At 68.1% G+C, this 13,108-nt stretch carries 8 protein-coding genes; all 8 read left to right on the top strand.

Annotation, left to right across the window (positions count from 1 at the left end):
• The first annotated feature begins 23 nt into the window (after positions 1–23).
• Complete coding sequence (locus FBY39_RS00995) at positions 24–1,370, top strand: RDD family protein (RefSeq protein ID WP_160132855.1); 1,347 nt, start codon at positions 24–26, stop codon at positions 1,368–1,370.
• Entirely contained in the window at positions 1,367–5,854 is a 4,488-nt protein-coding gene (locus tag FBY39_RS00990) for an FtsK/SpoIIIE domain-containing protein (protein ID WP_141929817.1), read from the top strand. The genes FBY39_RS00995 and FBY39_RS00990 overlap by 4 nt, the downstream gene beginning before the upstream one ends.
• A gap of 330 nt (positions 5,855–6,184) precedes the next feature.
• The gene (gene rpsL, locus FBY39_RS00985) at positions 6,185–6,553 is read left to right on the top strand and encodes a 30S ribosomal protein S12 (protein WP_018171438.1); all 369 of its coding nucleotides are present in this window, start codon (positions 6,185–6,187) and stop codon (positions 6,551–6,553) included.
• A gap of 5 nt (positions 6,554–6,558) precedes the next feature.
• The gene (gene rpsG / locus FBY39_RS00980; protein ID WP_141929816.1) at positions 6,559–7,029 is read left to right on the top strand and encodes a 30S ribosomal protein S7; all 471 of its coding nucleotides are present in this window, start codon (positions 6,559–6,561) and stop codon (positions 7,027–7,029) included.
• Positions 7,030–7,122: 93 nt separating this feature from the next.
• Entirely contained in the window at positions 7,123–9,237 is a 2,115-nt protein-coding gene (fusA, locus tag FBY39_RS00975; RefSeq protein WP_141929815.1) for an elongation factor G, read from the top strand.
• A 198-nt stretch (positions 9,238–9,435) separates the two neighbouring features.
• Entirely contained in the window at positions 9,436–10,629 is a 1,194-nt protein-coding gene (gene tuf / locus FBY39_RS00970) for an elongation factor Tu (protein WP_141929814.1), read from the top strand.
• 236 nt (positions 10,630–10,865) lie between these two features.
• On the top strand, positions 10,866–11,087 hold the full coding sequence (locus tag FBY39_RS00965) for an Rv0909 family putative TA system antitoxin (RefSeq protein ID WP_141933769.1): 222 nt from the start codon (positions 10,866–10,868) through the stop codon (positions 11,085–11,087).
• Between the two features lie 218 nt (positions 11,088–11,305).
• Positions 11,306–12,529 carry an allantoate amidohydrolase gene (locus FBY39_RS00960; RefSeq protein WP_141929813.1) on the top strand — a complete coding sequence of 408 codons (1,224 nt, stop codon included), beginning with the start codon at positions 11,306–11,308 and terminating at the stop codon, positions 12,527–12,529.
• The last annotated feature ends 579 nt before the right edge of the window (positions 12,530–13,108 follow it).

The following is a 13,108-nucleotide window of genomic DNA, read 5'->3' as shown; positions in this document are numbered from 1 at the left end:
CGGCGCGCGACACAAGGATGACCATGACTCAGCCCACTCCTCCGCTCTCCGGTGACGGTCCCGATGAGACGACCCCCGAGTTCGCTGCGCAGCTCGGCCTCGTCGCGGCGGGCCCGGGCTACCGCTCCCTCGCGTTCGCGATCGACGTGGCGATCTGGCTGGCGCTCGCGTCACCGGCTGCCATCGCTGGGTTCATGCTCCTGGGGGGAGCGGACGGCGTCCTGAGTATCGTCCTGCTCATCGTCGGGATCGCGGCAGCGCTCCTCTTCGGACTCGTTCAGCTCCTGCTCCACGGGCGTCGAGGTGTCACGACGGGGAAGGCGGCCCTGCGCCTGCGTTCGGTCTCGGTCGCCGACTACGGGCGTCCCGGCTTCTGGCGCGTCGTCCTCCGCGCCCTCGTGCTCGGTGTCAGCGGCATCGTGCCCGTCGCGGGACCGGCGTTCCTGTTCGCCTCGGGGCTGTGGGATCCGCAGCAGCGTGGTCGGAGCATCCTGGACCGCGTCGGTCGCTGCTGGCTGGTCGACTGCCGTGCGGGCATCGACCCGTTCGACGCGAAGGCGATGCGTCACGCCCGTCGAGCGCTGCGAGGCCGCCCCGACGACGTCGAGGAGCTCCCCTCGATGGCGACGGGTGCCGACCCCGAGCTGGCGCTGCGCATTCCCGGTGCGCGCTCCCGGGCGGGCGTCGTCGGGCCTGGAAGCACGGGTGCGCAGTGGCACGCGGAGTCGAGCGAGGCGCCGGTCATCGCGGACGTTCCCGTCATCGCGGGCGTCGCGGAGACGGATGCCGGGTTCCCTCGCTCCGCGGCATCCGTCCCGCCTCCGGCGAATCCCGTGCCGACCGTGGCCATCGCGCCGGCCGCCGCCGCCGACCCGGTCGCCGCGCCGTCCGCGACCGCTCAGCCGGACGTGGTCCCGGCGCAGCCCGTCGTTGGAGCGCAGCCCGTCGTTGCAGCTCAGCCCGTCGTTGCAGCGCAGCCCGCCCTCTCGCCCAACGCCGCAACGCCCGATGCGGCGCCCCGCCGCCGGTCGCAGGCGATGGTCCGGTTCGACGATGGATCGATCGTGCGCGTGCCCGCCGTCGCCCTCATCGGGCGCGACCCGGCACCCGCCGACGGGGAGGCCGTCGACGCCCTCGTGCGTCTCGACGACCCCGAGCGGCTCATGTCGAAGACGCACGCGGCGTTCGGTCAGGATGCCGACGGCGTCTGGCTCACGGACAGAGGGTCGCGCAACGGGACGCAGCTGCGCGGTCCCGGCGGCGAGATGACAGAGGTTCCCGTGGGGGAGCGCACAAGGATTCCGCTCGGATGGACCGCGCACGTGGGCGGTCGATCGTTCGAGCTCGTGGCGAGAGGTGCTGATTCGTGAAGCTCAAACTGGGTCTGCGGCGAGGAGTCGGCTCGTCCGTCGACGTACTCGTGACGGCCGACGCGACGGCCACCGTGCAGGACGTCGCGCGCGCGCTGTCTCAGGGCGACGCCCTCATCGCCGACGGCGGCGTCAACGCGAGCGACGTCCCGACGCTCCTCGTGGCGTCCCCCGCGGGTCAGCCGGTGCATCTCGATCCTGCGATGCCGATCGGCGACGCCGCGATCGGGTCGGGGTTCGACGCGTCCATCGTGCCGGCAGTCGCCGCCGCGGGCGACGGCGCGGCGACAGCGGCGCTCATGCACATCCTGAGCGGACCGGATGCCGGCAAGACGGTGCCGCTCGCGGCGGGGAGCACCGTCATCGGACGCGTCGGGCCGTCCCACGTCCTCCTCGACGACCCGCTCGTCTCGAAGCGCCATGCCCGCGTCGACGTCGACCAGGGGATCGAGCTCGTCGACTTGAACTCGGCGAACGGTCTCATCGTCGACGGCGGCCTCGTGCAGCGCGTCCGCGTCATCCCCGGGCAGCGCATCACGATCGGCGCGACCGATGTCGCGTTCTCGCTCGCGCCTCGCGTCACGACGGACGATTCCCGTGTCCTCGAGCGCGGCGGCGCGCTCATGTTCAACCGCTCGCCGCGCGTCGAGGACCGCTACGCAGGACGCGAGTTCCGGCATCCGATCATCCCGAACGAAGCAGACCCGCGGATCTTCCCGTGGCCCATGATCATGGCGCCCGTCCTGCTCGGCTTCGGGATGTTCGCGCTGACGGGGCGCGCGACCTCGCTCCTCATCGTCGCGATGGCCCCCCTCATGATGCTCGGCAACTTCGTGGGTCAGCGCACGCAGCAGGGCAAGAAGCTCAAGCTCGAGATCGAGACGTTCGAGACGCAGCTCGAGCAGCTCGACGACACGCTCGCCGATGAAGAGCTCGTCGAGCGCGAACGCCGGCGCGCCGAGGCTCCCGCGACGGCGACCGTGTACGAGAACGCCCTGACGCTCGGGCCGCTCCTGTGGACGCGACGCCCCGAGCACTGGAACTTCCTCGGCCTGCGGCTCGGCGTCGGCACGGGCGCGAGCCGCAACACCGTCGCAGAGGCGAACGACCAGCGCGGCATCGCGCAGTACTCGCAGCAGGTGGAGGTCGTGCGCCAGCGCTACGCCCAGATCGAGGACGTTCCCGTCATCGAACTGCTCCCCTCGGCCGGAGCCATCGGGATCGCCGGCCCCCTCGACCGCGCAGCCGACGTCGTCCGCGGCCTCGGCGTGCAGCTGTTCGGACTGCATGCGCCCAACGAGGTCGTGACGGCGGCCATCGTCGACCCCTCGTTCACGGCCGACATGGAGTGGATGAAGTGGCTGCCGCACACGACGAGTCCGCGATCGCCGTTCGCCGAGATGGCGCTCGCCGACAGCCAGTCGGCGGGGACGGCACTCCTCAACGGGCTCGAGGAGACGATCCTCGAGCGACTGTCGGGTTCCGCGACGCGGAGAGGGCCGCTCTCGGCGAAGGACGCCTCGATGACACTCGGAAAGTTCGTCGGCGAGCAGGCCGGCGGCGCCGACTCGACCGTCGGCGATGTGTCCCTCGTGCTCTTCGTGACCCACGACGCGCCCGTCGACAGACCCCGGCTGACCCAGGTCATCGAGCGCGGACCGGATGCCGGCGTCTACACGATCTTCGTCGCGCCGACCGTCGAGTCGCTTCCCGCCGCGTGCCGCACCTTCATCGACGTCACGGACGGTCTCGACAAAGCCCACGTCGGGTGGGTCCGCGCGGGCGACCGCGCCGTCGACGTCGAGATCGAGGGCGTCTCCCGCGAGTACGCCGAGATCTTCGCCAAACGCCTCGCGCCCGTCGTCGACTCGAGCTCGGTCGCGGCGGACTCCTCCGACCTCCCGGCGAGCGTCTCGCTCCTGCGGCTCATCGGGCCCGACCTCGCGGCCGAGCCGCAGGCGGTCGTCGAGCGGTGGCGGCAGAACAACTCGATCATCGACCGCACCCGGGGGCCCCGGCCGCGCCTCAAGCGCGCCGGGACGCTCAAGGCCTACATCGGTCAGGGGAGCCCCGACGCGATGTCGCTCGACCTGCGGACGCAGGGTCCGCACGCGCTCGTCGGCGGTACGACGGGATCGGGCAAGTCGGAGTTCCTGCAGGCGTGGGTGCTCGGAATGGCGGCCGAGTACAGCCCCGATCGGGTCACGTTCCTCTTCGTCGACTACAAGGGAGGATCCGCGTTCGCCGACTGCGTCGAGCTGCCGCACTGCGTCGGACTCGTGACCGACCTCAGTCCGCACCTCGTGCGCCGTGCGCTCACGAGCCTGCGGGCGGAGCTCCATCACCGCGAGCACCTGTTCAACCGCAAGAAGGCCAAGGACCTCCTCGAACTCGAGAAGCGGCAGGATCCCGAGACGCCGCCCGCCCTCGTCCTCGTGATCGACGAGTTCGCCGCCCTCGCGACGGAAGTTCCCGAGTTCGTCGACGGCGTCGTGGACATCGCGCAGCGCGGGCGCTCACTCGGCATCCACCTCATCATGGCGACGCAGCGTCCCGCGGGCGTCATCAAGGACAATCTGCGCGCCAACACGAACCTTCGCGTCGCTCTGCGGATGGCGGATGCCGCGGACTCCAACGATGTCGTCGGCGATGTCGTCGCCTCGACGTTCGACCCCTCGATCCCCGGTCGCGGGATCGCCAAGACGGGACCCGGCCGCCTCGTCCCCTTCCAGTCCGGCTACGCGGGCGGGTGGACGACCGACGACCCCGACCGCGCGCAGGTGCGCGTCGCCGAGCTCCGCTTCGGCTCGGTCGCGCTGTGGGAGTCCGAAACCGAATCGGACTCCGACACGCACGATGAGGACCTCGGCCCGAACGACCAGAAGCGGCTCGTCGCCAACCTCGTACGCGGCGCTGACGAAGCCGGCATCCCCGCCCCCCGGCGCCCGTGGCTCGACGACCTCGCCGCGACGATCGATCTGCGCGCGCTGCCGCTCGACGGCGGCGACACGCGCATTCCGATCGGACTCGCCGACATCCCTCAGCGGCAGCTGCAGGATGCCGTCTCCTTCCTCCCCGACACCGACGGACACATGCTCGTCTACGGCACGAGCGGTGCGGGCAAGAGCGCGGCGCTGCGCACGATCGGGATCGCCGCGGGAGCGCGGCCCGACCTCGGGCGCGCGGCCGTCTACGGCATCGACTTCGGCACGGGTGCGCTGCGCTCCCTCGAGACGATGCCGCACGTCGGCTCGATCGTGTCGGGCGACGACGTGGAGCGCGTCCAGCGACTGCTGCGGACCCTCCGCGGCATCCTGGACGACCGTGCGAAGCGCTACTCCGATGTCAACGCGGCGTCCATCACGGAGTACCGGCAGATCACGGGCGATGTGTCCGAGCCGCGCATCCTGCTGCTGCTGGACGGCTTCGGCGTCTTCAAGCAGGACTGGGAGACGACGTCGGCGCGCGCGGCGTACTACGCCATCTTCATGCGGATCCTCGGCGAGGGCCGGCCCCTCGGTGTGCACGTCGTGGCGACCGCCGATCGCTACGGCGCCGTTCCGACCGCGGTGAGCGCCAACGTCACGAAGCGCATCGTGCTGCGGATGTCCGACGAAGGGGCGTACTCGATCCTCGGCGTCGCGAAGGACGTGCTCAACGAGCGGAGTGCTCCCGGTCGCGCGATCGTCGACGGCCTCGAGACGCAGGTCGCCGTCATCGGCGGGACGACCAACGTCGCCGAGCAGAACGCTGCCGCGGAGGCGTTCGCCGCCGATCTGAGGGCCGCGGGTGCGGTCGAGGCGAAGAACATCGGCTCGCTCCCCACGGAGCTATCCCAGGCGGAGCTCCCCGATCGGGTCAACGACCTCCCCGTGCTCGGCGTCGGCGACGACACCCTCGGTCCCACGGGCTTCGAGCCCATCGGGACCTTCGTCGTGGCGGGACCGCCGCAGAGCGGCAAGACGACGGCGGTGCGCGGACTCGTCACGGCGCTCGAGCGGTTCGATCCCACGGTGGAGCTCTTCCACATCGGGGGGAGGCGCGCGGCGCTGCGGGAGTTCCGTCCGTGGCGTCGGGCCGTCACGGGTATCGAGGACACGCGTGCGCTCGCGAAGGAGCTGAAGGACATCGTCGCCGACGAGACCCTCACGACCCGTATCGCGATCGTCGTCGAGAACGTCACCGAGTTCGGCGACACCGACGCCGAACGGCCGCTCAAGGAGCTGTTCCAAGCGATCAACCGCAGCGATCACCTCCTCATCGCCGATGGAGACGTCTCGCAGCTCTCGGGCGGGTACGGTCTCATCGGCGAACTCAAGGCGGGCCGCCACGGCATCGCGCTCCGCCCGGAGAGCTACGACGGCGAATCGCTGTTCAAGCTCGCCTTCCCCAAGGTGCAGCGCCATGAATTCCCTGCGGGGCGCGGCCTCTTCGTCGAGAACGGGCGGTACATCACGGTGCAGCTCCCGGTCGTCGCGGAGTGACGAGGGGGTGGAGGGTGGCCGCCGTTTGCCGCCCTCCGGATTCCCGCGTATCATAGAGCGGGTGTGCGCATTGCGCGCCGTCAGCCGTGCCTCGGTACGAATGACGGCACCGTAACGCGTGCCATCTCAGGGAACGGTCTGCGAACAGTCCACCCCCACGGCATATCCACCACTCGAAGCGCGTCGGATCATTCTTCCGCGCGGTGGATGAATGTGAGCCCGCGGCGTCACGAATCGAAAGATTCGGATGCGGCGGGGGAGACACGAACGCTGTCACCGTGCAGCACCTGTACGGAACCGAGAATCCGTGCAGAACAACAAGGAGAGAACGTGCCAACCATTCAGCAGTTGGTTCGCAAGGGTCGCTCGCCCAAGGTCTCGAAGACCAAGGCGCCGGCGCTCAAGGCGAACCCGCAGCAGGCGGGAGTCTGCACCCGCGTGTACACGACCACGCCCAAGAAGCCCAACTCGGCGATGCGCAAGGTCGCCCGTGTCAAGCTCCGCAACGGCACCGAGGTCACCGCGTACATCCCCGGTGAAGGCCACAACCTTCAGGAGCACTCGCTCGTGCTCGTCCGTGGCGGTCGTGTGAAGGACCTCCCGGGTGTCCGCTACAAGATCGTGCGCGGTGCGCTCGACACGCAGGCTGTCAAGAACCGTAAGCAGGCTCGCAGCCGCTACGGCGCGAAGAAGGGTTGAGTTAGATGCCTCGTAAGGGACCCGCCCCGAAGCGCCCCGTCGTCAACGACCCGGTCTACGGCGCACCCATCGTCACGCAGCTCGTGAACAAGATCCTCGTCGACGGCAAGAAGTCGCTCGCCGAGTCGATCGTCTACGACGCCCTCCGCGGTGTCGAGACGAAGAACGGCCAGGACGCCGTCGCGACGCTCAAGAAGGCCCTCGACAACGTGCGCCCGACCCTCGAGGTCAAGTCGCGCCGCGTCGGTGGCTCCACCTACCAGGTGCCGGTCGAGGTCAAGCCTCACCGCGCCAACACGCTGGCGCTCCGCTGGCTCGTGAGCTACGCGAAGGGTCGTCGTGAGAAGACGATGACCGAGCGCCTGCAGAACGAGATCCTCGACGCCTCGAACGGCCTGGGTGCCGCGGTCAAGCGCCGTGAAGACACCCACAAGATGGCCGAGTCGAACCGGGCGTTCGCTCACTACCGCTGGTAAGACTCCCGATCGGCTCGGGGCGCGGACTCTGCTCCGCACCCCGAGCCCGGTCGAGGGCTGCACACCCGAATCCACACGTAAGGAAGACACCCCGTGGCACAAGAAGTGCTCACCGACCTCAACAAGGTCCGCAACATCGGCATCATGGCGCACATCGATGCCGGCAAGACGACGACGACCGAGCGCATCCTGTTCTACACGGGCGTCAACCACAAGATCGGTGAGACGCACGACGGTGCGGCCACGACCGACTGGATGGAGCAGGAGCAGGAGCGCGGCATCACGATCACGTCTGCCGCCGTGACCTGCTTCTGGGACAAGAACCAGATCAACATCATCGACACCCCCGGCCACGTCGACTTCACCGTCGAGGTCGAGCGTTCGCTCCGCGTCCTCGACGGCGCTGTCGCGGTCTTCGACGGCAAGGAGGGCGTCGAGCCCCAGTCCGAGACCGTGTGGCGTCAGGCCGACAAGTACGACGTGCCGCGCATCTGCTTCGTCAACAAGATGGACAAGCTCGGTGCCGACTTCTACTTCACTGTCGACACGATCGTCAACCGCCTGAAGGCCAAGCCGCTCGTCCTCCAGCTTCCGATCGGCTCCGAGAGCGACTTCGTCGGCGTCGTCGACCTCGTCGAGATGCGCGCCCTCGTGTGGCCCGGCGATGCCAAGGGTGACGTCACGATGGGTGCCAAGTACGAGATCCAGGAGATCCCGGCCGACCTCGCCGACAAGGCTGCGGAGTACCGCGAGATCCTTCTCGAGACGGTCGCCGAGTCCGACGAAGAGCTTCTCGAGAAGCACTTCGGTGGCGAGCCCCTGACGGTCGCCGAGATCAAGGCCGCCATCCGCAAGATGACGATCAACTCGGAGCTCTACCCCGTGCTGTGCGGCTCGGCGTTCAAGAACCGCGGTGTGCAGCCCATGCTCGACGCGGTCGTCGACTACCTGCCGTCGCCGCTCGACGTCCCCGCCATCGAGGCGAAGGACCCCAAGAACGAAGAGATCATCATCGAGCGCCACGCCGACCGTGAAGAGCCCTTCGCGGCCCTCGCGTTCAAGATCGTGACGCACCCGTTCTTCGGCCGTCTGACCTACATCCGCGTCTACTCGGGTCACCTCGACTCGGGTGCCCAGGTCGTCAACGCGACGAAGGGCAAGAAGGAGCGCATCGGGAAGATCTTCCAGATGCACGCCAACAAGGAGATGCCGGTCGATTCGGTCACGGCGGGTCACATCTACGCCGTCATCGGTCTCAAGGACACGACGACGGGTGACACGCTCTCCGACTCGCAGAACCAGGTCGTCCTCGAGTCGATGACGTTCCCCGAGCCGGTCATCGAGGTCGCCATCGAGCCCAAGACGAAGGCCGACCAGGAGAAGCTGGGTCTTGCGATCCAGAAGCTCGCCGAAGAAGACCCGACGTTCCGCGTCGAGCAGAACTCCGAGACCGGTCAGACGGTCATCCGGGGCATGGGCGAGCTGCACCTCGACATCCTCGTGGACCGCATGAAGCGCGAGTTCAAGGTCGAGGCGAACGTCGGAAAGCCCCAGGTGGCCTACCGCGAGACGATCCGCAAGGCCGTCGAGAAGCACGATTACACCCACAAGAAGCAGACGGGTGGATCGGGTCAGTTCGCCAAGATCCAGTTCACGATCGAGCCTCTCGAGGTCACGGCCGACAAGACGTACGAGTTCGAGAACAAGGTCACCGGTGGCCGTATCCCGCGCGAGTACATCAGCCCCACCGATCAGGGCTTCCAGGACGCCATGAACGTCGGCGTCCTCGCCGGCTACCCCATGGTGGGCGTCAAGGCGATCCTGCTCGATGGTGCGTCGCACGACGTCGACTCGTCCGAAATGGCGTTCAAGATCGCCGGTTCGATGGGCTTCAAGGAGGCCGTCCGCCGCGCGAACCCCGTCATCCTCGAGCCGATCATGGCCGTCGAGGTGCGTACGCCCGAGGAGTATATGGGTGATGTCATCGGCGACCTGAACTCGCGTCGTGGACAGATCCAGTCGATGGAGGACGCCGCCGGCGTCAAGGTCGTGCGTGCCAACGTGCCCCTTTCCGAGATGTTCGGCTACATCGGCGACCTGCGTTCGAAGACCTCCGGCCGCGCCGTCTACTCCATGGAGTTCGACAGCTACGCCGAGGTCCCGCGCAACGTGATGGACGAAATCGTCCAGAAGACCAAGGGCGAGTAGTAAGCCCTGAGGATGCCGGGGGCTCCGGCTCCCGGCATCCGAAAAGTACAACTTCACACCGACACCAGCCCAGCGCAGGTCTCTCACAGCCGCCGCAGTATGTGACGCATCGAGACAGTAAGCTGGACAAATCCCCGTAGAGAACCGGTCGCAAACCAGTGCCCGGAACTTCTACACGACCGTCCTGAGGAGGACCCAGTGGCTAAGGCCAAGTTCGAGCGGACCAAGCCGCACGTGAACATCGGAACGATCGGTCACGTCGACCACGGCAAGACCACGCTCACCGCCGCGATCTCGAAGGTGCTCGCCGACAAGTACCCGTCGGCCACCAACGTTCAGCGCGACTTCGCGTCGATCGACTCCGCTCCCGAAGAGCGTCAGCGCGGTATCACGATCAACATCTCGCACGTCGAGTACGAGACCCCCAAGCGTCACTACGCGCACGTCGATGCGCCCGGTCACGCCGACTACATCAAGAACATGATCACGGGTGCCGCCCAGATGGACGGCGCAATCCTGGTCGTCGCGGCCACTGACGGCCCGATGGCTCAGACGCGTGAGCACGTTCTGCTCGCCAAGCAGGTCGGCGTTCCCTACCTGCTCGTCGCGCTGAACAAGTCCGACATGGTCGACGACGAAGAGATCCTGGAGCTCGTCGAGCTCGAGGTTCGCGAGCTTCTGTCGTCGCAGGACTTCGATGGCGACAACGCTCCCGTCGTCCGCGTCTCGGGCCTCAAGGCTCTCGAGGGCGACGCCGAGTGGGTCGAGAAGATCGTCGAGCTCATGGAAGCCGTCGACGAGTCGATCCCCGACCCCGTGCGTGACAAGGACAAGCCGTTCCTCATGCCCGTCGAGGACGTCTTCACGATCACCGGTCGTGGCACCGTCGTGACGGGTCGCGCCGAGCGCGGCACGCTCGCGATCAACTCGGAGGTCGAGATCGTGGGTCTGCGCCCGACGCAGAAGACGATCGTCACCGGTATCGAGATGTTCCACAAGCAGCTCGACGAGGCGTGGGCCGGCGAGAACTGTGGTCTGCTCCTTCGTGGCACCAAGCGTGACGACGTCGAGCGCGGCCAGGTCGTCGTGAAGCCCGGTTCGGTCACCCCGCACACCAACTTCGAGGGCACGGCGTACATCCTGTCCAAGGAAGAGGGCGGCCGTCACAACCCGTTCTTCACGAACTACCGTCCGCAGTTCTACTTCCGTACCACCGACGTCACCGGCGTCATCACGCTGCCCGAGGGCACCGAGATGGTCATGCCCGGCGACACCACCGACATGACGGTCGAGCTCATCCAGCCGATCGCTATGGAAGAGGGCCTCGGCTACGCGATCCGTGAGGGTGGCCGCACCGTCGGCGCCGGCACGGTCACGAAGATCCTGAAGTAGAGGCGACTCGGATCAATGCCGCGAAGCGGGGTTGATGTGAGTCGGCTCTAGATCGAGTAGCCGCCTCAGGCGGCGTATCGAGATCTCGACCACACGCGTCACCTCCTTTCCATCGCATCAGAACGCCCCCGGCCCTGCGCCGGGGGCGTTCTGTATTTCCGCCCTACCACGATGAGGTCCTACGCTCCAGAATGGTGCTGCGGGTGGCCTACCCGTACCGCGACGAAGGGGACCACATGGGCATCGATGATCTCGTGAATCAGGGGAAGCAGTTCCTCGATCAGAACAAGGACAAGATCGGTGACGCGCTGAAGAGCGATCAGGCCGAGGATGTCAGCGACAAGGTGCTCGATGCGGCGGCCGAGTTCGTCAAGAAGGTGGCTCCCGACAGCGTCGACGAGCACGTCGACGGCGTCCGCGACAACATCGACAAGGCCATCGGCAACGACGCGAAGTAGCACCCCGATCTCGAGGGGCGGACCCGGCTGACGCCGGTCCGCCCCTTCTCTCGTTCAGGTGTCTTGAATGGTGGGGTGGGATGCCGCGAGGTCGGCCTTTGCGACAAGCGAGTGCTTCGGCAAATGTCTGGGATGCCAGACGGGGGCGGAGGCGGCGGATGTCGAGCGGCGCGGTGTCCGGGGTTGACTTGTGAGCGAGTCCCTCCGGAAGGAAGCCGATGACATCGACGACGTCAGTACCGCGCGACATCCTCGCCGAGTTGGCTGACGTCGGGCGAAGTCGCACGACGGGCGGCTACAACCGCTTCGCCTGGTCGGATGCGGAGCTCGCGGCGCGCGAGTGGTTCGTCGCCCGCGCCGAAGACATCGGACTCGACGTGGAGACCGACCGGAACGGCAATCTGTGGGCGTGGTGGCGCGCCGACCTTCCGGGAACGGCATTCGTCTGCGGTTCGCACCTGGACAGCGTGCCCGAGGGCGGGTTGTGGGACGGGCCGCTCGGGGTGGCTGCGGCATTCGCCGCCGTCGCTGAGCTCGTGGCATCCGGCATGCGTCCGCGCCGACCGATCGCGATCGTGGCGTTCTCCGACGAGGAGGGCTCGCGCTTCGGAACGGCCTGCCTGGGCTCGCGACTCATGACGGGAACCCTCGCGCCGCAGCACGCTCTCGGACTGACGGATGCCACGGGCACGTCGCTCGCCGAAGTGCTCCGTGCCCACGGGCATGCGCCCGAACACGTGGGTGCAGACCGCGATCGTCTCGCCCGCATCGGGGAGTTCGTCGAGGTGCACGTCGAACAGGGGCATCTGCCCGTCGCTCACGTCGAGCGTGCCGAAGGGCTCATCTCGCTCGGAGAGCCGCTGGGTCTCGCGACGCAGATCTGGCCGCACGGGCGGTGGCGGTTCGACCTTCCGGGTGTCGCCAACCACGCCGGGACGACCCCGCTGGCCGACCGGAGCGATCCCGTCCTGCATATGGCGCGGGGGATCGTCGCGGTGCGCGAGGCGGCCGAAGAACTCGGCGTCCTCGCCACCGTCGGTCGCGTCGATGTCGAGCCGGGCGCGGTCAACGCGATCGCGTCGCTCGCGCGACTGTGGGTCGACGCTCGGGGTGCCGATGCGGAACGCGTACGCGCACTCACGGGACAGGTCGCGGAACGCATGGGCCGGCCCGCGATCGAGGAGAGCTGGACGCCCGTCGTGTCGTTCGACACGGAACTCGCGGAGTCCATCGACGCGGCGGTCGGGCGGACCCTTCCGCGGCTGCCCTCCGGCGCCGGCCACGACGCCGGAGTCATGGCCCTCGCAGGCATCCCCACCGCCATGATCCTCGTCCGCAATGTCACGGGGGTGTCGCACTCACCCGCTGAGCACGTCGACCTTCCGGATGCCGCGGCCGGCGTCGCAGCACTCCGCGCCGTCCTGCTCGCTCGCGCGGTCTGACCGACCCGGCGTCAGGGCGCGGCTCGTCCGCGAGAGGCGATCCGTGACGCGGTCGTCCGACCTGTGCCATGTGGTGTCTGCGGGTGTTGACGACCCCTCAGGCCGGGTCTACCGTCGCCGTAGTGCCGCAATCCTCCGTCGCGACTGGGGTCGAATCGACGCGAGGGGGACGGCCGGGCGTGCAGAGGGATGCGCGCGGGTATCGAGTCTGGGGAAGGCACATGGATCGCTGCCGACGTTCCGCGCACTCGCGCGTCGCAGCAGGTCCGTGCGTACGCCGATCGTCCGCCCGCCCTCCGGCACCGCTCTGAGCGTGGATGAGGGCGGTGTCCCCCAATGCCCGCCCTCATCCACCTCGAGGCGCCTCGAGGTGGTCCGCGCGACGCGCGACACGCCCGGGTTTGCGACACGCCCGGGCTGCACGTAGACTGTTGAGGTTCCACATTCCGGCGTGCCTTCATTGTGCGTGCTGGATCACTGCCAGGGCAGTGCATAGGCGGCGCGAAAGCGCAGGCGTCTAGGCCGCGGGCAGCAGAACAAGACCTCCAGATCCTCGAACCCGCAAGGGTGCTCACGTCC

The sequence above is a fragment of the Microbacterium sp. SLBN-146 genome (assembly GCF_006715145.1).
In the GTDB taxonomy this organism is placed as follows: domain Bacteria; phylum Actinomycetota; class Actinomycetes; order Actinomycetales; family Microbacteriaceae; genus Microbacterium.
This window is presented reverse-complemented; position numbering and strand designations above follow the sequence as displayed.

What these genes read in the sequence shown, in the direction of transcription:
- FBY39_RS00995 (WP_160132855.1), top strand. Translation starts at nt 24, where the DNA reads ATGACTCAGCCCACTCCTCCGCTCTCCGGTGACGGTCCCGATGAGACG.
- FBY39_RS00965 (WP_141933769.1), top strand. Translation starts at nt 10,866, where the DNA reads ATGGGCATCGATGATCTCGTGAATCAGGGGAAGCAGTTCCTCGATCAG.
- rpsG (WP_141929816.1), top strand. Translation starts at nt 6,559, where the DNA reads ATGCCTCGTAAGGGACCCGCCCCGAAGCGCCCCGTCGTCAACGACCCG.
- FBY39_RS00960 (WP_141929813.1), top strand. Translation starts at nt 11,306, where the DNA reads ATGACATCGACGACGTCAGTACCGCGCGACATCCTCGCCGAGTTGGCT.